This window comes from Pseudonocardia sp. McavD-2-B (assembly GCF_024124365.1).
Classification (GTDB): Bacteria; Actinomycetota; Actinomycetes; order Mycobacteriales; family Pseudonocardiaceae; genus Pseudonocardia; species Pseudonocardia alni.
In genome coordinates this window covers 1-19,148 of sequence record NZ_JAMXSG010000029.1, presented here as the reverse complement: position 1 = coordinate 19,148, position 19,148 = coordinate 1, and the positions used below count along the sequence as shown (strand labels likewise).

The 19,148-nt window shown below is 72.9% G+C and carries 21 protein-coding genes; 15 read left to right on the top strand and 6 right to left on the bottom strand.

Translation table 11 applies throughout. The features are described 5' to 3' along the window. The first annotated feature begins 1 nt into the window (after position 1). Positions 2 to 1,492: a class I adenylate-forming enzyme family protein gene (locus NH602_RS06840; protein WP_253067335.1), complete on the top strand. Its 1,491-nt coding sequence runs from the start codon at positions 2 to 4 to the stop codon at positions 1,490 to 1,492. A gap of 455 nt (positions 1,493 to 1,947) precedes the next feature. Here the strand turns inward: NH602_RS06840 and NH602_RS06835 are convergent, their stop codons facing one another. Then, on the bottom strand, positions 1,948 to 2,538 hold the full coding sequence (locus tag NH602_RS06835) for a hypothetical protein (RefSeq protein ID WP_253067334.1): 591 nt from the start codon (positions 2,536 to 2,538) through the stop codon (positions 1,948 to 1,950). 41 nt (positions 2,539 to 2,579) lie between these two features. Beyond that, positions 2,580 to 4,103: an alpha/beta hydrolase gene (locus tag NH602_RS06830; protein WP_253067333.1), complete on the bottom strand. Its 1,524-nt coding sequence runs from the start codon at positions 4,101 to 4,103 to the stop codon at positions 2,580 to 2,582. A gap of 288 nt (positions 4,104 to 4,391) precedes the next feature. Here NH602_RS06830 and NH602_RS06825 point away from each other — a divergent pair, with 288 nt between their 5' ends. Next, the gene (locus NH602_RS06825) at positions 4,392 to 5,021 is read left to right on the top strand and encodes a TetR/AcrR family transcriptional regulator (protein ID WP_179762217.1); all 630 of its coding nucleotides are present in this window, start codon (positions 4,392 to 4,394) and stop codon (positions 5,019 to 5,021) included. A 66-nt stretch (positions 5,022 to 5,087) separates the two neighbouring features. Here NH602_RS06825 and NH602_RS06820 read toward each other — a convergent pair whose 3' ends face one another. Continuing rightward, positions 5,088 to 5,699 (bottom strand): TetR/AcrR family transcriptional regulator, encoded by a 612-nt coding sequence (locus tag NH602_RS06820; protein WP_179762216.1) that lies wholly within the window; start codon positions 5,697 to 5,699, stop codon positions 5,088 to 5,090. 145 nt (positions 5,700 to 5,844) lie between these two features. On the opposite strand from NH602_RS06820, the gene NH602_RS06815 reads away from it, so the two are divergent. Genes NH602_RS06815 through NH602_RS06805 form a run of 3 tightly spaced genes read left to right on the top strand, consistent with a single transcriptional unit; the run spans position 5,845 to position 7,955 of the window. Continuing rightward, the gene (locus NH602_RS06815; RefSeq protein ID WP_179762215.1) at positions 5,845 to 6,453 is read left to right on the top strand and encodes an NADPH-dependent F420 reductase; all 609 of its coding nucleotides are present in this window, start codon (positions 5,845 to 5,847) and stop codon (positions 6,451 to 6,453) included. Beyond that, positions 6,447 to 7,445: an alcohol dehydrogenase catalytic domain-containing protein gene (locus NH602_RS06810; RefSeq protein ID WP_253067332.1), complete on the top strand. Its 999-nt coding sequence runs from the start codon at positions 6,447 to 6,449 to the stop codon at positions 7,443 to 7,445. Before NH602_RS06815 ends, NH602_RS06810 begins: the two co-directional genes overlap by 7 nt. Before the next feature lie 48 nt (positions 7,446 to 7,493). Next, entirely contained in the window at positions 7,494 to 7,955 is a 462-nt protein-coding gene (locus NH602_RS06805) for a nitroreductase family deazaflavin-dependent oxidoreductase (protein WP_253067331.1), read from the top strand. 32 nt (positions 7,956 to 7,987) lie between these two features. Here NH602_RS06805 and NH602_RS06800 read toward each other — a convergent pair whose 3' ends face one another. Continuing rightward, on the bottom strand, positions 7,988 to 8,977 hold the full coding sequence (locus NH602_RS06800; protein ID WP_179762212.1) for a TetR/AcrR family transcriptional regulator: 990 nt from the start codon (positions 8,975 to 8,977) through the stop codon (positions 7,988 to 7,990). A gap of 225 nt (positions 8,978 to 9,202) precedes the next feature. Here NH602_RS06800 and NH602_RS06795 point away from each other — a divergent pair, with 225 nt between their 5' ends. The 10 genes from NH602_RS06795 to NH602_RS32170 all read left to right on the top strand — a co-directional run bounded on the left by NH602_RS06795 (position 9,203) and on the right by NH602_RS32170 (position 17,102). Next, positions 9,203 to 9,829 (top strand): GPP34 family phosphoprotein, encoded by a 627-nt coding sequence (locus NH602_RS06795; RefSeq protein WP_179762211.1) that lies wholly within the window; start codon positions 9,203 to 9,205, stop codon positions 9,827 to 9,829. Positions 9,830 to 9,860: 31 nt separating this feature from the next. Further along, positions 9,861 to 11,309 carry an NAD(P)/FAD-dependent oxidoreductase gene (locus NH602_RS06790; RefSeq protein WP_179762210.1) on the top strand — a complete coding sequence of 483 codons (1,449 nt, stop codon included), beginning with the start codon at positions 9,861 to 9,863 and terminating at the stop codon, positions 11,307 to 11,309. Beyond that, positions 11,306 to 12,349, top strand: a complete 1,044-nt coding sequence (locus tag NH602_RS06785; RefSeq protein WP_179762209.1) for a hypothetical protein — start codon at positions 11,306 to 11,308, stop codon at positions 12,347 to 12,349. Before NH602_RS06790 ends, NH602_RS06785 begins: the two co-directional genes overlap by 4 nt. Positions 12,350 to 13,151: 802 nt before the next feature. Continuing rightward, positions 13,152 to 13,349 (top strand): CsbD family protein, encoded by a 198-nt coding sequence (locus tag NH602_RS06780; protein ID WP_179762208.1) that lies wholly within the window; start codon positions 13,152 to 13,154, stop codon positions 13,347 to 13,349. Positions 13,350 to 13,802: 453 nt separating this feature from the next. Then, complete coding sequence (locus NH602_RS06775) at positions 13,803 to 14,462, top strand: RNA polymerase sigma factor (protein WP_253067330.1); 660 nt, start codon at positions 13,803 to 13,805, stop codon at positions 14,460 to 14,462. Beyond that, positions 14,459 to 15,091 (top strand): Asp23/Gls24 family envelope stress response protein, encoded by a 633-nt coding sequence (locus NH602_RS06770; RefSeq protein WP_179762206.1) that lies wholly within the window; start codon positions 14,459 to 14,461, stop codon positions 15,089 to 15,091. Before NH602_RS06775 ends, NH602_RS06770 begins: the two co-directional genes overlap by 4 nt. A 10-nt stretch (positions 15,092 to 15,101) precedes the next feature. Next, on the top strand, positions 15,102 to 15,497 hold the full coding sequence (locus NH602_RS06765; protein WP_179762205.1) for a hypothetical protein: 396 nt from the start codon (positions 15,102 to 15,104) through the stop codon (positions 15,495 to 15,497). A gap of 58 nt (positions 15,498 to 15,555) precedes the next feature. Continuing rightward, entirely contained in the window at positions 15,556 to 15,822 is a 267-nt protein-coding gene (locus tag NH602_RS06760; RefSeq protein ID WP_179762204.1) for a GlsB/YeaQ/YmgE family stress response membrane protein, read from the top strand. A 79-nt stretch (positions 15,823 to 15,901) separates the two neighbouring features. Beyond that, positions 15,902 to 16,264 (top strand): STAS domain-containing protein, encoded by a 363-nt coding sequence (locus NH602_RS06755; protein WP_253067329.1) that lies wholly within the window; start codon positions 15,902 to 15,904, stop codon positions 16,262 to 16,264. Between the two features lie 625 nt (positions 16,265 to 16,889). Then, positions 16,890 to 17,102, top strand: coding sequence for a transposase (locus NH602_RS32170; RefSeq protein WP_374210139.1), 213 nt, complete (start codon positions 16,890 to 16,892; stop codon positions 17,100 to 17,102). 236 nt (positions 17,103 to 17,338) lie between these two features. Here NH602_RS32170 and NH602_RS06750 read toward each other — a convergent pair whose 3' ends face one another. Further along, positions 17,339 to 17,986 (bottom strand): hydantoin racemase, encoded by a 648-nt coding sequence (locus NH602_RS06750; RefSeq protein ID WP_179762200.1) that lies wholly within the window; start codon positions 17,984 to 17,986, stop codon positions 17,339 to 17,341. Positions 17,987 to 17,996: 10 nt separating this feature from the next. Beyond that, a partial coding sequence (locus tag NH602_RS06745; protein ID WP_253067328.1) for an MmgE/PrpD family protein occupies positions 17,997 to 19,148 on the bottom strand: 1,152 nt, incomplete at its 5' end.

The window sequence follows — 19,148 nt, the reverse complement described above, 5'->3', positions numbered from 1 at the left end:
GATGCGCGCGCTGGTCACCGAACTGGACCGCCGGGCCGGGGCCGACCCCGGCCAGGTCGTCGCGATCGACGGCGCCGGCCCGCACGACCTCGCGACCACCCTCGCGGCGGCTGGGGAGCTCGCCGAGGTGCTGGCGGGCTGCACCGGCCCGCGCCCGACCGTCCTGCTCCAGGCCGAGAACACCTGGCGGACCGTGGTCTGTGCCCTCGCCGTCGGACGGGTGGACGGCACGCTCGCCCTGCTGAGCGGCCACGCGACCGCGCCGGAGTTCGCCGCGGCGCAGGAGGATCTGGACCCGGACGTCGCGATCACCTCACCCCGGAGTGCCTCGACCTGGGACACCGGCTCGGTGGGGCCTGCCCGGGTCACGGTGCTGGACGGGTGGACCCTGACCGGCCGGGTGGAGACCCGGCCGGGCCGGTGGGGCGACGGCGTGGTGATCGGCCTGACCTCCGGGTCGACCGGCCGTGCGAAGGGGGTGGTCCAGACCGAGGCGGCGTTGCGCTACGCCGGGCGTGCCACCGTCGAGGCGGTCGGCCTGCGGGCGGGCGATCCGGTCGGCGCCCTCGTCCCTCTGTCCTCGGCCGCAGCCGTCTGCTTCGGGCTCTACCTGCCGCTCATGCTCGGCGGACCGATCCTGCTCGCCGAGCGCTGGAGCCCGTCGGAGGCCGTGGAGCTCCTGGCCGCGCACGGGGCCCGGTGGACGATGTGCGTGCCCACGATGGCGTTGCAGATGGGCATGCAGGCCCCCGAGGCCGGGATGTTGTCGGCGATGACGGCCATGACCGTCGGCGGCGGCCCGATGGACCGCGGTGCTCTCGCCCGTGCGGAGCAGCGGCTGGGCACCCGGTTCCTGCGGGTGTTCGGCATGTCCGAGTGCCTGGGCCACACGACGTCCTCGCCGTCGGACCCCGAGGAGGTGCGGCTCGGGACCGACGGTGTGCCGTTCCCGGGGACCCACCTGCGCGTGGTCGACGCCGACGGAGCCGGGGTCCCGGCGGGCACGGTCGGGCGCGCCCAGGTCCGAGGCCCGTCGTTGTTCGCCGGGTACGCCGGGGCGGGCAGGCTCGCACCCCCCGACCTGACCGCGGACGGCTACCTCACGACCGGCGACCTGATGTCCGTCGACGCCGACGGCCGGGTGTCGGTGCGGGGCCGGGAGAAGGACATCATCATCCGCGGCGGGCGCAACATCGACATCCACGAGGTGGAGAGCGCGCTCGCCCGGCACCCGTCGGTCGAGCAGGTGTGCGTGGTGCCCGTCCCGGACGACGTCCTCGGCGAACGTGTGGCAGCCCTGCTCGTGACGTCACGGCCCGGCATCGACCTCGAGGCCGTCCGGGCGCATCTGGACGCCGAGGGGCTGGCGAAGGGCAAGTGGCCCGAACACGTGCTCGTCGTGGACGCCCTGCCCCAGAACCGGGTGGGAAAGCTGTCGCGTCCGGAGGCGACCCGCCTGGCGTGTCGGCTCGCGACCCCGGCAGCGAGCTGACGGGCGCCTGCCCACGCCTCGTTCTCGGGAACCCTCCCGAGCGACATCCGGACCATTGCCGGCATGGATCGAGCAGAATCACGCACAAGCATCAGGACCGCCGGGCCCCTCCCAGGTCCAGGACCGGCGATGACCGGTCGCCGCTGACCGGGTACCGCGTAGACGTCCCCCTCCCTCGTCGGGGACCGGATCGTCAGCGGAGGACGGCGGCGCTCCCCTCGCGGTAGGTCGTGACCGCGGACTCGGGGAACCGGGTCGCGAACTTCGACGAGTCGGATGGGGCGTGGTGGCCCGCACACGTGCCCCCTCGTGCACGTGTGCGAGCCACTGTGGCAGGGACGGCCGGCGCCGATCACCAGGACGTCGGTGCGGCTCCTGTCCGGGGCCGACGGGATGCCGGACCAGACGCCGGTCGTCTCCCCGGTCGGTGGGGTGTCACGAGGTGGAGGTGCGAGCTAGAGCGAGGTCCAGATGGTCTCGGCGTCGACGATGCGGTGGTGCCGCCAGGTGACTGCTCGTTCCACGGCGGCGGCGACACCGGCGACCGTGAGGGTCCCGAGCAGCCAGCCGGGCAGGAGCACCGGTGAGGTGAACGTCCCGACCCGGTCCGCCACCTCCGGGATCGAGGTGACCATCTCGAGCCATACGGGTGTGGCGAGGACGAGATTGACCAGCAGGATCACTACGGCGGTGACGGCGATCGCCCGGCTCGTACGCGGGCGGTCCCGGGTCAGGGCTGCGCGCCGGTGCTCCAGGGTCCCCGGGGCCGGGGCCAGTCTGCGTTCCCGTCCGTCGGGGGTGACGAGATGGACCCGGGTGACGCCGTACAACCCGGCGTCGACCTCGATCCTCCCTCCGGGGACGGTGAAGGTGGCGGGCATCTCGGCCGTGCTGGTGCGCTGCCCGTCCCGGTAGAGCCGGGCGCGGTGATCCTCGGTGGTGCGGGTCTCGACGGCCCAGACGGCTGGGCCGTCGGGGTCCGGCAGCGTGATCGTGTGGACGGTGCGGCTCAGTGCCTGGTGGAGCCGAACGGGTCGGAGGGCCATCGTCACCTTCTCCTGTCTGCGGGAACGGGGTCCCGAGCGGGTCAGAGGCTGCATCGGGCATCGGCCGGCGGGGTCTCGAGGTCGAGGAGATAGGCGTTGACCGCATCGTCGACGCACGCGCTGCCACCGAGGAGGTAGGCGCCGTGCTGCTTGCCGTCGACGGTGAGCAGGCTCGCGCCGAGGGTTCGTGCCATGGAGACGCCACCCGGATACGGCGTCGCGGGATCGCCGGTGAGCGACACGACGAGCGCCTCGGGCAGGCCCTCGAGATCGGCGGGGAGCCACGGGACGTCGCGTGTCGGCGGGGCGGGCCACGCCTCGCACTCGCTGTGGTGGGTCCCGGCCGTCAGCAGGTCGATGCCGAACATCGGTGCGACGTTCGCGACCTCGCGCGCGTGCGCGGTCTGCTCCTCCGGTGTCAGGCGGGGCCAGTCCATGCAGCGCACGGCGATGTTCGTATCGATGTCCGTGGTGTAGACGCCGTCGGCGGTACGGCTGTAGAAGCCGTCGCGCAGGGCGAGGATCTCCTCGGCCCGCCCCGCGTCGAGCGCGGTCAGAGCGGAGATCAGCGTGGGCCAGTGGGCCTCCGCCGCCAGGCCCGCCGTGATCCCGAGGTAGACGTCCCAGACGCTCACGTCCCTGCCGTCGGCGGTGGGCACCGGCGTCCCGACCAGCGGCGCGACGATCTCGTGCAGACGCTCGTTCGCCGCCGCGGGATCGGGCCCGAGGACACAGTCGGGTGACCGGGCGCAGAGCGCGGCGACCTCGTCGAACCGGGCCTGGGAGGCGGTGAACTGGGCGAGGCGGAGCTCGCTCGGTGTCCAGTCGGGCCCGACGGCGCTGTCGAGCACGACGGCACGGACCTTGTCGGGGTGCGCGGCGAGGTACATGGCGCCGATCTCGGAGCCGTAGCTGTAGCCGAGGAAGGTCAGCCGCTCGTCGCCGAGGACCTCCCGCATGATGTCCATGTCACGGACGACGTTCGCCGATCCGGCGTTGACGAGGTTCTCGACGCCTCCGGAGCCCTCGATGCAGCGCTGCGCGTGGTCCACCGCCTGCTCGGCGCTGGTGATGTCGTACACGGCGCCGAACCGGGGCACGTCCCCTGCGTCGTACTCCTCGTCGGTGTAGCAGTCGAGGGCCGGGGTCGACGCCCCGATCCCGCGCGGGTCGAAGCCGACGATGTCGAAGCGCTCGGCGACGGGACCGTTCTGCCACTGGGGCAGGAAGGACGCCACGAAGCTGGTGCCGGATCCGCCGGGGCCGCCGGGGTTGATCAGCAGTGATCCCTCGGCCTCTCCCCGGGCGGGGAGACGGGTGAGGGCGATCCGTGCCCTCTCCCCCGCCGGGGCGTCGTAGTCGAGTGGGACCTCGACCGACGCGCACTCCAGTGCGGGGTTCGCGAACAGCTCGGCGTCCGCGGCGTTGGTCGCGGTGTCGGTGCAGCTGCCCCAGTCGAGTTCCTGCGTCAGGTAGGCGGCCATGTCCGCCTGCCCAGCGGGCTCCGGCGGGGTCGCCGACGTGCAGGCCGCCGACAGGACGAGGGGGATGACGGTGAGGGCCACGGCGAGACGCGGCACGGTCCGTCGCGATCGGTGCGGGCGTCGGCGATACGAGGACATGTCTCTCCTGGGGCGGGTCCGGGTGCGGCGGCGATGTGCGTCCGGCCGGGTCGACGACCTGCAGGTACGGAAGGACCTGCCGACCGTGACCGGGATGCGCCGGACGCGGACCGCTGTGGGCTCGACGGCGGCGCGGCCGGGTGGGTGCTACGCCCGGACCGAAGCGGTTTCTAGCATGAACGTGCTAGAAACATAGCATGCTCATGCCACATCGGGCGATAGAGTGGGGCCATGCCCAGACGCGTGGACCCGGATGCCCGGCGAGCGCAGGTCGCCGACGCCGTGATCGACGAGATCGCGGCGCACGGACTCCGCTCGGTGACCCTCGCCCGGATCTCCGCACGCTCCGGCCTGGCCATCGGGAGCATCCGGCACTACTTCGGCGACAACCTGCGGGAGGTCATGTCGTTCACGTTGGGCGTCCTGCTCCAGCGCGCGGAGCACCGCAACCCGGGGCTCTCCGGGGATCCGGCGAGCCGGGTCGCCGAGCTGGTCGTCCTCGTCGCACCCACCAGCGAGCAGGAACGCAAGGAGAACATCGCACTCGTCGAGTACCGGGTGATGGCGCGCACGGACCCGGGGTTCGCAGCCGAGGTCGCCGCGACCTCGCTCGCGGCCGCGGAGGCGATCCGGTCGCTCCTGCGCTCGGCACTCGCCGACCGTGTGATCGACGAGGAGGCACTGCACCGCGAAGCGCTCCTGCTGCTCACCCTGGTCGAGGGCTTCTCGCTCGGTTCGGCACTGAGCCCGGCCCCGCTGCAGGAGGCCGACGTCCGCGCCGTCGTCACGGACACCCTGCACCGCATCCGTGATGCCTACCCACCTCGGCGGGAGGCACCGGCGGAGCGCTCGGGGACCTGAGCCGCCGACGATCACCACGCGGGCGAGCGGCGCATCATCGGCCCGTGAACCCGCTGCGCCGCGCGCTCACCGGTCCTTGAGCCGGCTCCGGTTGGCCGCGAGGACCTCGTCCGACAGGTCCGGGGCGACGTCGGCCACCGCCCGGGCGAGCAGGAGCGCGCCGACCATCTGGCTGAACAGTGCCACCGCCTGCTCCCTGGCCTCGGCCGGGGTGATCTCGGTACCGATCTCGCGGCCGCACTCGATCACCATCTCCGCGATGGCGTCGAAGTAGCCGTCCAGACCGCGGCGGTACTCGGCCTGCGCGCCGGCACCGTGCCGTCCCGCGTCGGAGACGAGTGCGGCCGAGGGACATCCGGCTTCGGGGTGGTCCCGGTGCTCGGCGTCGACGTACTGGTCGATCATGCCGTCCAGGGCGGCGCGCGCCGAGCCGGGGTGTGCCGCACGGAGGCCGTCGAGCACCGCCAGCGAGTCGATGAAGCCCTGATGCAGGACCTCGACGGCGAGGTCGCTCTTGGACGCGAAGTGGTTGTAGAAGCCGCCGTGGGTCATGCCCGCCGACTTCATCAGTCCGTCGATACCCGTCCCGTCGATGCCGCGCAGCCGGAACCCCTCGCCCGCCGCGGCCAGGATCCGCTCGCGGTTGCGCTGCTTCTGCTCCCGTGTGACGCGGGGCATGTCGACCACCTCCCAGGCCAGGACCCCGGCCGAGTCTAGCCGACTTTCGATGATGGCCACCATCAAAACTGGCCGTCCGGCTTGACGGCACCCACCTCCGGTCGTGTAGTTATTGATGTCGTCCATCATCAAAGGAGGGGTTCTCGTGCGGTTCGGAACCATCGGCGCCGGGACGGTCGCGCAGGCCGTGGCCGCTCATCTGGTGAGGGCGGGGCACACCGTCACCCTGAGCAACAGCCGCGGCCCCGACTCGCTGCGCGATGTCGTGGCGCGACTGGGGTCGTCGGTGCGGGCAGCGCCGGTCGAGGACGCCGCGCGGGCCGACATGGTGTTCCTGACCGTGCCGTGGCCGCGGGTCGGCGACGCACTGGCCGGGCTCCCACCCTGGGACGGCCGCATCCTGGTGGACACGACCAACCGGATGCCGGAGTCGGCGGACGTCGATCCCGGTGCGGCGACGCCGAGCGAGCTCGTGGCGGCGCTGGCCCCCGGCGCACGCGTGGTCAAGGCGTTCAACACGCTCTACGCCCGCTACATCGCCGCCGACCCCCGGCACCCGGAAGGGCGGCAGCTGCTGTTCCACGCCGGCGACGACACCGCGGCCAAGGCCACGTTCCACGAACTCGCCGACCGCATCGGGTTCGCCCCGGTCGACGCCGGACCGCTGCGCGACGGCGGACGGCTGATGCAGGTCGGCGGCCCCCTCTCGGCCCTGCACGCCCTGCGCCAGGACCCGGACGGAGAGGCGTGGTGAAGGCACTCGCCTACGAGCGGGCGCACCTGCTCGACGCGTTCGCCATCGATCTGGTCGACGTCGCCGAACCGCGGCTGCGGGCCGGTGACCTGCTGGTCGAGGTGCGGGCGATCGGTATCAACCCCGGCGAGGCCGCGATCCGGCGGACCCGCAGTGCGCCGCCGGGCGGTCGGGTCGTCCTCGGATGGGAGTTCGCGGGCGTCGTCGTCGCGACCGGGCCCGCGGCCACCGGGTTCGCGGTCGGGGACCGGGTGATGGGCACCGGCGACATCACCCGCGACGGGAGCTGGGCCGAACGCGTCGCGGTCGACCACCGGGTCGTCGCCCCGATCGCCGACGAGCTCACGTTCGCCGACGCCGCATCCCTGCCGATCGGCGTGCTCACCGCGTGGGAGGCGCTCGTCCGCGATGGCGACGCACTGCCCGCCGGCGTCGGGAACGTCCTGGTCGTCGGCGCTGCGGGCGGTGTGGGCTCGATGGCCACGCAGCTGCTGGCGACGTGGACGCAGGCATTCGTGATCGGCACGGCGTCGCGGCCCGAGTCACGGGAGTGGACCACCGCCTTGGGGGCCGACCTCGTCGTCGACCACCACCGCGACCTCGCCGCCCAGCTGCGCGACGCCGGGGTCGGCCCCGTCGACCTCGTGCTGTCCACCTCGGACACCGGCAGCCGGCTCACCTCGTACGTCGAGCTGCTGCGCCCGTTCGGACACCTCTCCTTCGTCGACGCGCCGGGGCGCTGGGACCTGGAGGCGGTCGCCGTCAGGTCGCTGTCGCTGCACGGCGAGATGGTGTTCAGCACGATCGTCACCGGCGGCGACGCCGCCCGTCAGGGCCGGATCCTCGCCCGCGCGGCGGGCGACGTCGTGGCGGGCCGCCTGCGTCCGATCGGGACGACGACGCTGCAGGGACTGACCCCCGAGGCCATGCGGGCCGCACACACGCTCGTCGAGAGCGGCCGGAGCGTCGGCAAGACCGTGATCACTCTCTGACCCCGGCCCGCAGGGTCCGGGACCCACCGACGGAAGGAACGACCCGGCATGACACCGAACCTGCTGGACGGCGAGTACGTCCCCAGCTCCGATCCCACCACCCGCGACCAGGTCGAGCTCTACGAACGCACCGACGGCCGGGAGGGTGCGACCATGCTGGGCGGCCCCGTCGTCGTCCTGACCACCCGCGGGGCACGGTCGGGCACGCTGCGCAAGACCCCCCTGATGCGGATCGAGCGCGGCGGCGTCTACGCCCTCGGCGCGTCGGCCGGTGGGCAGGCCCGGCACCCGAGCTGGTTCCACAACCTGACCGCCCACCCGACGGTGCAGCTGCAGGACGGGGCGCGCCGGGCGCTGATGACCGCGCGCGTCGCCGAGGGCACCGAACGCGCGGACTGGCTCGCCTACGCCGACGGGCTGTACCCGTTCTTCGCCGACCTGCGCGAGCGCGCCGCCCTGACCGGTGACCGGGAGGTGCCGGTGGTGCTGCTCGAACCCGTCACGGACTGACCCGTCGAGGAGTCCCGGCACGGAGCCGGCGGTCACGGGGCCGACCGCGAGTTGCTCGACGGTGGCTCCCCCACCAGGACCGCGAACCCGTCCAGGTGCCGGGCCAGGCTGTAGTCGAACAGCTCGTCGACGTCGGGGACGACCTGCTCATGAACCTGCGCCAGCAAGGGGAAGCGCCCGTCGGCGAACAGCGCGTCGGTCCGTGCACGCTGCGCTTGCCGCCACCGGCCCAGCGACACACCTGTCTCCTGCTCGGCCTCCACCTCGTCCGCTGTGGACAGTGCAGCGTTGATCACCAACGAGTGCAGCGCGAGCGCCTCCTGCATCCGCGTGCGCAGTGACAGGCCGAGACCCTCGAGCGCCCGCAGGGTCCACTCGGTGTGCGCCATCATGTTCGGCGCCATCGAGGGCCGGGTGAACGACACCGCTCGGGGCAGCCACAGGTGTCGCCGGCACAGCCCCCACTGCCACCGCGCGATCAGCTCCAGTCTGGCTCGCCAGCCGTCGGGCCCCGGGTCGGGGAGTTCCAGCTCCCCGAAGACCAGGTCGGCCATCTCGGTCATCAGATCGTCCTTGTTCGCGATGTGGCGATAGAGGGACATCGCCCCCACGCCGAGCTCGGCGGCGACCCGCCGCATGGACACCGCGCCCGCACCCTCGACGTCGGCGATCGCGACAGCGGTCCGCAGCACGTGCTCGCGACTGAGCGCCTGCCTCGCTCCGCCGGCCGGACGCGGCGGGAACGGCCGGGAAGCGGACGGCTGCGCCCGGCCCGGCCGGCGCGGCCCGTTCGTGCGGGCGCTGACGACGGTGCCGGAGCCCACCTTCGCCTCGACCAGGCCCTCGTCGCGCAGGACAGCAAGAACCTTCGTCGCGGTCGCGATCGCGACGTTCCACCGGTCGGCGATCTGCCGGATGGACGGGATCCGGTCCCCCGGCCTCAGATCACCGGATCGGATCCGGGCGGCGAACTCCCCGGCGATCCGCCGGTAGAGCGGCTCCGGCTGAGCGTCCTCCGACATGCGGACCTCCTGAGCGTCGTCGTCGACAGCGGCGGAAGTGCACTAGTTCACTTCCGCCGCACTAGTTCACTTCGCAGAGGCGTTTGAGCACGATTTATTGACCGGCTCACATCCTCGTGGAGACAGTGTACGCGTAGTTCGCTACAGCGTACGCAGTCAGCGACCGGGGCTTCGCCACCCGGCGGTCTGCCCCGCACCACCCGCCGGACCGGAAAGGACATCCCCATGCTCACCGTCGCCGAGGAAGTCGTCCTCATCGCCCTCGACGAGGACACCGGCAGGGGCGGGACCCGCCTCGGCCTGGACTGGGCCGTGGCCGGTGCGGTCGTCGTCGAGCTGGCCCTCGCCGAGCGCATCGCCGTGGGGGACGACGACGTCGTCACGGTCGTGGACCCGGCTCCGACAGGGGCCGGGCACCTCGACACCGTCCTCGCCGAGGTCGCGGGCCGGGTGAAGGTCTCGACGCTGTTGCGACGGACGCGCGCCGGGGCGCCGGGGCGCGCCATCGCCGCGCTCGTCGAACGCGGTGTGCTCCGGCGCCGACGCGGCCGGCTGCTCGGTCTCGTCCCGGCGCATCGCTACCCCACACAGGACTCCTCGGCCGGATCCGAGATCCGCAGCAGGCTCGCCGACGCCGTCCTCGACGGGCACGAGCCCGACGAGCGCACCGCTGCCCTGATCGGCGTGCTGCACGCCGCGAGGCTGTGGCGCCGCGCGCTGCCCACCGGTCACCGGAGGCAGGTCCGCACACGGATGGGCGACATCGCCACGGGGCAGGCCGTCGGTCCCGCAGTGCGCACGGCCATCGCCCGGACGAAGGGCGCCATCGCCGCGATGGCCGCATCGGGCTGAACCGACCGAACAGACGGACAGGAGCGACACGATGGTGACCGACATCGACACCGACTACCTCGTGATCGGCGCAGGTGCGACCGCGATGGCGTTCGTCGACACGGTGCTGACCGAGTCGCGGGCGACCGTCACCATGGTCGACCGCTACGACCGACCCGGCGGGCACTGGACCATCGCCTACCCCTTCGTACGGCTGCACCAACCGTCGGCGATGTACGGCGTGAACTCCCGCCCGCTCGGCGAGGACCGGGTCGACCGGACGGGCTGGAACGCCGGGATGTACGAGCTGGCGGGCGCCGCCGAGATCTGCGACTACTTCGACCAGGTGATGCGCCGGACGTTCCTGCCGTCCGGGCGGGTCTCCTACTTCCCGATGGCCGAGTACCGGGGTGGCGGACGGTTCCACGTGACGACCTCGGGCACCCGGTACCGGGTGACCGTGCGGCGCAGGATCGTGGACACCACCTACCAGGGCGTCACGGTGCCCGCGATGCGGCCGCCGGCGTTCCCGGTCGCCGACGGGATCCGAGTCGTGCCGCCGAACGAGTTGCCCGCCGTTCGCGAGCCCTCCGACCGCTACGTCGTCGTCGGAGCGGGCAAGACCGGGATCGACGCCTGCCTCTGGCTGCTGGAGCAGGGCGTCGACCCCGCCGACCTGACCTGGATCATGCCCCGAGCGCCGTGGCTCATCGACCGTGCGACGGTGCAGCCGATGCCGCTGCGCCGCCCCGCGGACATCGCGGCGGACCACGCCGCGAAGCACTCCGCGATCATGGGCGCCGAGTCGGTAGGCGACCTCTTCGACCGGCTCGACGCGGCGGGAGCGCTGCTGAGGATCTCCCCGGACGAGCGGCCGACGGCGTTCCGCTGCGCCACCGTCTCCCGGGCCGAGCTGGAACAGCTGCGCAGGATCTCCGACGTCGTCCGCCTCGGCCGGGTCACACGCATCGACCCGACGGCCATCGAACTCGACGGCGGCACGCTCCCGACCGGCCCCCAGGTGCTGCACGTGGACTGCACCGCCGACGCCGTGAAGCAGCTGCCCGTCGTACCGATCTTCCAGGACGGACTGATCACCCTGCAGCCGGTCCGCGCGTGCCAGCCGGTGTTCAGCGCCGCACTCGTCGCACACGTGGAGGCGACCGGTCCCGACGACACCGTGCGCAACGAACTCTGCCCCGTCACCCCCTACCCGAGCAGCGACGTGGACTGGCTCCGGTTCGCCCTCTCGGCGAACGCGGAACAGCTGCGCTGGGCAGCGAACCCGGACATCGACGCCTGGCTGCGCGCCTCCCGCCTGCATCCGGATCTCGCCCCGCCGATGCCGGACGACCCGGCCGAACGCGCGGTCGTCGAACAGGCGGCCACGGCCATGGCGAAGGCCCAGAACGCGAAGCTCGACGAGCTCCTGCACACACGACGGTCGCTGCCCCCACCGGGACCGCACCACCCGACACGCAGAGAGGCGGCCACTGGATGAACCGGTCAGGGAACCGGCGGTGGAACCGGGCGCCCTGGACGCTCGCACTGCTGACCACGGTGTGCGCGGAGCTCACCTTCACCGCGGTCGCGGTGCCGTTCACCTGGCTGCTGGTGCCGCTGCTGATGGTGATGTACGGCGCCGGTGTCCTCGTGCTCCGCGAGGCGACCGTGCGGGCCGGTGGCACCTGGCCGAGCCTCGTACTGCTGGGCGTGGCCTACCAGGTCGCGGAGGACGGCCTGGGCCTGCAGGCCCTGACCAGCCCCCGGATGTACGGCGCCGCCGACTGGGGATTCCGGGCGCTCGGCGTGAACTGGACCTACTGGGAATCCCAGGTCGGCGTGCACGTCGTGCTCAGCGTCCTCGTTCCGATCACCCTCACCGACCTCCTCTTCCCGGCACAACGGGACCGGCCCTACCTCGGCAACCGGGGCCTGGCCGGCGCGGGCTCCCTCGCGGTCCTGGGTGTGCTCGGGCTCCGCCACCTGATCTCGGCGACCGAGGACCCCGGCTACCGGACCCCCTGGGGCTTCACGCTCCTGTTCCTCGCACTCATCGCGACGCTCGGCGTGGTCGCGCTGGTGGTCCTCCCCCGCCGCGGCGTCACCGCCCGCGTTCGCGGGGCCCGGAAGACGCCCCACCCGACCCTGGTCGGAGTCGTGTCCGGGTACCTGACCATGGCGTTCCTCACCACGCTGCTCCCGCTCGGCCTCGGCCCCACGATGCTGCTCGGCGACCTGATGTCCCCCGCCCAGCGGCTGGTCGTCGGCCTGATGACCGCCGGCCCGTTCGGCTGGCTGCTCCTGCGTTGGCAGGCATCGCCCGGGTGGAGTGACCGGCACCGGATCCGGCTCATCGGCGGCATCCTCGTGTCGCACACCGCGTTCATGATGCCCGCGTCACCGACCGCCGCACTCGTCGGATCGGTCGCGATCGTGACACAGGTGTACCTGCTGGCACGTCTCGCCGAGCACCTCCGGCGGCGGAGAGCCGCGGCTGCCGATCCCCGCGACGAGCATCCGCTGAGCCGGCCGGAATGACCACCGTCATCAGCGACCTCGCCTGCCCGGTCGCGCTCCCGGCTCCTCGTCCCGCCGCACGCCACGACAGTTCGGACGCCGTCGACGCGGCCGCCGGCCGGCCGATGACGTCCACATCGATGACCCCCAGCCCCTCGGGGGCAGAGGGCGACGGCTTCTCGGCGCCTGGCCCGGAGTCGTGCCCATCGATCACGCGCGCGGCCGGGCGCAGAGTCGACCGGATGTGAAGGACAGTGTCGTGACCGACGGTCGGGCGTCCACCTCCGGAGCCACCTCGGATCCCCAGGACAAGAAGTCGGTCGGAACCGATCCGCACCCGCCCACCCTGCTGCGCAGCAGCGCCGCGGAGGCGCTGGGAACCGCCCTGCTCGTCATCGGAGGAGTCGGCACCGCCGTGATCGCCGGGGACACCGTGGGAGACCTCGGTGTCGCTCTCGCGTTCGGCCCATCCGCGGCTGGGCGAGAACGGGGATCGCGATCGGTGTCGTGTTGAGCGTGGCTCATCCGGTCGCCATCCCGATCGACGGCACGTCGGTGAGCCCGGCGGCTTCTGCACTCACCCTCACCGGTACGTGACACGAGTCACCATCTCGGCGCGTGAGGATCGGGGGCCGGGAGTCGTCAGAACTGTCGGATGGCCGTTGCGGACGAGATGGCCGGCATCGCACACGACGCCGGCCCGAGCGCCCGCACCGTCGTCCACCGCCGCGGACGCCTGCGCTGTCTGCCGTGGCACGACCGTCACCCGGCTCGATCGGTCCGGGGACCGGCGACACATCCGTCAGACGACAGGAGAACGACGATGAGCTTCACCGACAAGGCGAAGAACAAGGCCCAGGACGCGGTCGGCAAGGCCAAGGAGAAGGTCGGCGACGTCACCGACAACGACGACCTCAAGCGCGACGGGCAGGCCGACCAGGCCGAGGCCGCCGCCAAGCAGGCCGGCGAGAAGGCCAAGGACACCGCCAAGAACGTCAAGGACACCTTCACCAAGGACTGACCGCGACACCTCCGAGCAGCGCACATCCCCTTCGCTCCGACGGAGCCACCCGGGACCGAAGCTCGGCCTGCGGCATTCCTCTCGCGGTACGGGGCCCGTGCTCTCCAGGGACCACGGGCCCCGCCACCGCCTTCGCCCGTCGCTCCCGAACACCAGGTCTCGCCGCCGGCCTCGCACGGGCACCGCGCACACCCCGCCGGGTGCAGCCCTCCGCCACCGCGACCGGCGCGCCGCAACGGCCCGCCGCTCTCCGCACCGGCCTGCCGACCGACGACCGCGGACCCAGGGACCCGGCCCGCACGCCCGTCACCTGCAGGGGTCCGGATGCGGCAGAAGGCGGAGGACCACTCGGCCATCATCCAGGAGAGGTGTCATGTCTGACCCGGACCCGGACCCGGACCCACGACGCCAGCGTGCGCAGAGCCACCGCCGCCGTCCGAACGGCCCGCCGCGATGACCGGCGCCTCCCGACCACACCCCGACCACCGGCGCAGCGACCACACCGTCGCCGAGACCGATCGACCAGCACGCCCCGGCCGGTCCCCTGCCGGCGCAGGCCCCGGCCGCAACGCCGACCAGATCGACCACCAGGCCGACGCCTGGCTCGTCGGCAAGGCCCAGCTCGGCTCCATCGAGGCCTACGAGGTCCTCATCCGGCGCCACCGCGACCGCATCCACCGCATCGCGCTGCGCATGCTGGGCAACCGCGACGACGCCGAGGACATCACCCAGGACGTGGTCATCCAGGTCTGGACCGCACTGGCGGGCTTCGCCGGTGACAGCATGTTCACCACCTGGCTCTACCGGATCGTGGTCAACCGCTGCATCACCCACCTCAAGCGCCGCCGCCATGACACCCCCCTCGAGGATCCCGACCTCGTCAGGTCCCCCGGCGCCGACGCCCAGGCCGAGGCACGTGACCGCCTGCGCGCGGCGCTCGCCGCGCTCGCCGGGCTCCCGGCCGACCAGCGCGCCCCGATCGTGCTGATCGACATCGAGCAGCTCAGCTACGACGAGGCGGCGAGCATCCTCGGCGTCTCCGAACCGACCGTCCGGGGACGCCTGTCCCGTGGGCGCCGACAGCTCGCCGAGACCATGCGGGAGTGGACATGACCAGCCACGAGCACGACCGCACAGGGGACCAGGCCTCCGGCGGCGGACACATCTCTCTGCGGCCGGACCTGCTGCCCTGCGCCCGGTCCCGCGACGATCTGCTCGACCAGGTCGCCCGCGGCGACGCCGCCACCCTCGACCCCCACCAGAACCACTGTGTCCACTGCCAGGCGGCCCTGGCCGAGTTCGACCGGCTGTGGTCACCGCTGCGCGAGCTCGCCGCGGAACAGGTCGACACCCCCGAGGCCGGGATCGACGCCGCACTCGCGCGGATCCGCGGAGCGGTCGAGGACACCGACTACGCCACCCTGCGCGGCCCGCAGGGCACCACCCGCGTCGCGGCCCGGGTCGTGGTCGTCGCCGCCCGTCACAGCGCCCAGGAGGTACCCGGCGTCCGCGTCGCGCTGAGCAGGGACCTCACCGGCTCCCACCAGGACACCGACTCCGAGGTCCACGTCGGAGTCGCCGGCACCAGCACCGTCATCGAGATCACTCTGGCCGCCGACTACGGCCGCTCACTGCACCAGCTGGCCGCGGACGTCCGCCGCGCCGTGACCGACCGCGTACGACAGCTCACCGACCTCGATCCCACCCAGATCATCGTGATCATCGACGACGTCCTCGACTGACCCGGTCATCGTGACCCACGTCATCGGTGAGCGGCGTGAGGACCGGTCCCGCGCGATGTCCGAGCTCATGACCACCGACCACGACCGACACCCGAGGAGCTGCTGCATGTGGGTCCTGCTGTCCCGCCACCTACGCACCTGGGCGATCTTCGCGATCGCCGTCCCGCTGCTCAGCCGCGTCCTGGGCGCACTCGGACGCGCCATCGAACGCCGCCACGGCCCCTCCGCGCTGACCCACGTCCTGACCTGGGCACAGCGCCTGCTCGCCCGCCGAGCCCGCGGTCCGCTCGCCACCGGCACCACGCCCCCCGGTACCGGCGACCGGACACACGGAATCCACGCACCGGCGCCGGACCGATCCCCCCAGCAGCCGCAGCCGCGGCCGGTCACCGACACACAGCCCTGACCGCAGCACTCCGCACGAAGCGCCATCAGCGTGGTGCGCTCACAGATACGGACACATCATGGGAATCCTCGGATGGGTCGTCGTCGGCCTCGTCGCCGGCGCCCTGGCCACACTGGTCATGCCGGGCAAGGACCCCGGCGGCATCCTCGTCACGGTCATTCTCGGCATCCTGGGCGGGCTGCTCGGCGGATTCGTCAGCTCCCGGCTCTTCGGGATCAGCACCGGCGCCTTCTTCGACCTCCGCACCTGGATCATCGCGCTGATCGGCTCAATCGTCCTGCTCGTGATCGACCGCTTGGTCATCGGCCGCCGAACCCGCCGGTGACCGGAACAGCCCGATGGTTCCAGCCCGGACACCACCGGCCCCGGACCAGCTGCACCGTCCCGCCGCGAGTGGTGAGCCCGTGACCCGGCCCCGGCCACATACCCACGTCATGCTCGTCGAGAAGCGGGAGCACCCCACCGGAGCCGTACTGCTCACGATCCACGGCGAGATCGACGCCGCGACGAGCCCGGCACTGGAACGCCGCTTACGCGACTACAGCGGAACCACCGACCGGGTCGTGCTCGACCTGCGCGAGGTCACCTTCCTCTCCGTCCACGCCATCACCATGCTCACCGCCACGCACACCCACGCCGCGAGGCGTGGCACCGCCCTGCAACTGATCGTCGGGCGGGGCAGCCCCGTCGAGCGGGCCCTGCTGGTCACCGACCGCCTCCATCCGTCGCCACTCGCGATCACGATCACGATCACCGACGAGCGTTGACCGGCACGACCCGGCAGAACCGGCCCGGCACGGCACTACACCCCGGCGCCACCGCGACCCCCACGCTTCGAGATCACCCTCGCCCACCGGGCCACCGTCGCGGCCCTCTCGGCACACCGGCTCTGCCACTACGCCCTACCTCGCATCACCAACCCTGCGTCGCCTCCACGGCGACCGCACCCGTGCCGTGCTCGTCCCCAGCGACCACCGCCAGCGGAGACGACCGTTGATCAGCAGAACCTGCCACCGGAAGCGCGGGTCAGACGTGCGACTTGCTCAAGAGCTGATCGAGGAGGCGTGCCGATCCGAGGCCTCGCCAATCGTCCCGGACGGCCCGCCGGCCCCGGGGGCCCGCGCGGTCCTGCAGACCGCGCTGGACACCGAGATGACCGAGCACCTGAGCTGCGACCCCGAAGGTCGTTCGGTTTCGCGCGGCGACAACCACCGCAATGGGAGTTCGCGAAGACGGTGCGCATCGAGATCGGGCCCGTCGAGGTGAAGGTCCCGCGGAACTCGGCGAGGTCTTTGGCGCCACCGTGCCGCAGGGGTTGGCCTCGGAGGTCACCGACAAGGTGGTCGACGAAATCACCGCCCGACGGAGCCGCCCCCTCGATCGGGCCGACCCGTGGTGCTCATATACGCGCTGTACGTCCAGATCCGCGAAGGCCAGGTGGCCGACCACCCGATCTACGTCGTGATCGACATCAACTGCGACGGCGCGCGAGACGTGCTCGGGCTCCGGGTCGGCACCGGCCCGGTGGGGACCGGGTGTCACCGGCCGATGACTGAGAGGTCTCTGAGCTCGGACCACATCTGTTGCCAGGTGACGGTCGGATAACCCGACGAATACCGCAGGCCCCGAATACCGCACCAGTACCAGCCCTCCTGCCGGCGAACTGAGTCGTCCCCGGAGTGGTCGGACCCCACGATCTGGAGTCAGGTGCTGCTCTCGGTGAGTCGAGAGGTCGACTCCGCCCAGCCACGTAGGTGCGACGTCGTGTTTCCGCCCCCAGTTGGGCCAGACGGCCTTCTTGCGGCTTGACGACGCGCTCGCACCGGCTGAGTCGCGACGACTCAGCGGGCCGGCGTCCCGCCGAGCGCCCCGAGCACGCCGAGCCCGGTCCGGATCGGGTCGAGGACCAGGGGCAGGTCCGGGTCCCGGACGGCGGTGTCCACGGCCGAGCAGCCGTTGACCACCGCCGTCACCCCGGCGGCGCGGGCCGCGAGCAGGGCCGGGCGCATCGCCTCGTCCCAGCGCGCGGCGTCGTCGATGTCGGTCACCTGCAGGTCCAGCACAGCGACCTCGTCGAAGCTTCCGGCCCAGCCGTAGGCGGTGACCCGATCCAGAAGCTCGTCAGCGATCGCCCGGTTCCGGGCCACGGCGCCGACGCGGTGCCCGGCGGCCACCGCGGCCCCGACGGTCAGCCGGAGCAGACCGAGTGCGGGCCGCCCGCCGAGCCGGCCGCCGTCGACCGGGACTCCGGTGTCGAGCACGCAGTCCGGCAGCACGGCGTCGCCCGCGGGGGCCGCCGACAGCGCGGCGGCGACGAGCTCCTCCGAGTGCCGCACCTGGTCCGCCGTGTCCAGCGCGCGGGGGCCGTCGGGGGCCAGGTCGGACAGGACCACCCGGACGCCCGCGGGGGCGAGCGCGTCGTAGCGGGCCTGCCGCCGGGCCACCTCGGCCGATCCGACGATGATGGGGGTGACGGCATGGACGAGCATCGGGTCCTCCTCATCGGCCGGGGATCGCCGCGCCGAGCGCGCGCAGCGCCTCCCCGGCGTCGGGCGTGGTGGGCAGTGCGGCACAACGGGTGCGGAGGTCGGCCATGGTGTCCGGTGAGCCGAGCAGCGCACCGAGGACGCGGTCCCGGTCCCGCGAGGTGAACGGGTGGTGTGCGGCGTCGCCGACCGGGTTCGGGCGCTCCGCGACCAGCGGCCCGGCCGCCGTGGTCACGGTGACCCGGGCCGGGCGCTCGGTGGGTAGCCGCGCGTCCAGGTCCGCGGCCGCGCGCACCGTGATCCGGCGGGCCAGGTCCGCGGTGGCCGGGTCGGCCAGTGCGTGCGGGGAGGTGTCGGCCGGGGCCATCCGGCCCCGGCGCAACGCGGTCGCGACGGCGAAGGGCAGCGAGAACATCGCGGCCAGTGGGGTCGGCCAGGACGTGCGGTCGAGCTGCGCGCCGAGCGAGTGCACCTCGACCAGCACCTGCTCGACCTCACCGTCCACGCGATCGCGCAGGTCCAGGGCGGCGTCGACGGCGGCGTGGGTGAACGAGCAGGACGAGTGCTGCTTGAAGTAGCCGCCGAGGACCTCCCAGCCGTCCCCGCCGTCCAGGAGGTCCGGGTCCAGGGTGCCCAGCAGGTCGCCGAGCGCGTCGGCGGTCACGCCGGTCGGGTGCCCGGTCCCGGACGCGGCCAGCCGGGCCGCGGCGAGACCGGACTGGTTGGCCGCGCCCATCCAGAGGTCGCGGACCGGGTTGCCGTCCAGCGCGGCGGCGAAGGGCCCGGCGACCGGCAGGCCGCCGCCGGCGTCGATCGCGGTCGCGGTGTCCGTCGCGGACAGGCCCAGGACGCGGGCGCAGCCGGCCGCCGCCCCGGCGACGCCCCAGTTGCCGTGCGGGTGGGTGCCCGGCCGCAGCCGGGTGGCCCGGCCGAAGCGGGCGGCGACCTCGTAGGCGGCGAGCAACGCGCAGCACAGCTCCTCGCCCGGGACCCGGTGGCGCGCGGCCAGCGCGAGGACCGCCGGGAACCCGTGCGCGGCCGGGTGGCCGCCGGCGAGCCGGTGCCCGTCGTCGAGCTCGAGCCGGACCGAGGCGGTGGCGTTGAGCCAGGCGGCGGCGTCGACGGCGACCTCGCGGCCGGTCCCGAACAGCGGGGCGGGCCCGGC

What these genes read in the sequence shown, in the direction of transcription:
- NH602_RS06840 (WP_253067335.1), top strand. Translation starts at nt 2, where the DNA reads ATGCGCGCGCTGGTCACCGAACTGGACCGCCGGGCCGGGGCCGACCCC.
- NH602_RS06835 (WP_253067334.1), bottom strand. Translation starts at nt 2,538, where the DNA reads ATGGCCCTCCGACCCGTTCGGCTCCACCAGGCACTGAGCCGCACCGTC.
- NH602_RS06825 (WP_179762217.1), top strand. Translation starts at nt 4,392, where the DNA reads ATGCCCAGACGCGTGGACCCGGATGCCCGGCGAGCGCAGGTCGCCGAC.
- NH602_RS06820 (WP_179762216.1), bottom strand. Translation starts at nt 5,699, where the DNA reads ATGCCCCGCGTCACACGGGAGCAGAAGCAGCGCAACCGCGAGCGGATC.
- NH602_RS06805 (WP_253067331.1), top strand. Translation starts at nt 7,494, where the DNA reads ATGACACCGAACCTGCTGGACGGCGAGTACGTCCCCAGCTCCGATCCC.
- NH602_RS06800 (WP_179762212.1), bottom strand. Translation starts at nt 8,977, where the DNA reads ATGTCGGAGGACGCTCAGCCGGAGCCGCTCTACCGGCGGATCGCCGGG.
- NH602_RS06795 (WP_179762211.1), top strand. Translation starts at nt 9,203, where the DNA reads ATGCTCACCGTCGCCGAGGAAGTCGTCCTCATCGCCCTCGACGAGGAC.
- NH602_RS06790 (WP_179762210.1), top strand. Translation starts at nt 9,861, where the DNA reads ATGGTGACCGACATCGACACCGACTACCTCGTGATCGGCGCAGGTGCG.
- NH602_RS06785 (WP_179762209.1), top strand. Translation starts at nt 11,306, where the DNA reads ATGAACCGGTCAGGGAACCGGCGGTGGAACCGGGCGCCCTGGACGCTC.
- NH602_RS06780 (WP_179762208.1), top strand. Translation starts at nt 13,152, where the DNA reads ATGAGCTTCACCGACAAGGCGAAGAACAAGGCCCAGGACGCGGTCGGC.
- NH602_RS06775 (WP_253067330.1), top strand. Translation starts at nt 13,803, where the DNA reads ATGACCGGCGCCTCCCGACCACACCCCGACCACCGGCGCAGCGACCAC.
- NH602_RS06770 (WP_179762206.1), top strand. Translation starts at nt 14,459, where the DNA reads ATGACCAGCCACGAGCACGACCGCACAGGGGACCAGGCCTCCGGCGGC.
- NH602_RS06760 (WP_179762204.1), top strand. Translation starts at nt 15,556, where the DNA reads ATGGGAATCCTCGGATGGGTCGTCGTCGGCCTCGTCGCCGGCGCCCTG.
- NH602_RS06750 (WP_179762200.1), bottom strand. Translation starts at nt 17,986, where the DNA reads ATGCTCGTCCATGCCGTCACCCCCATCATCGTCGGATCGGCCGAGGTG.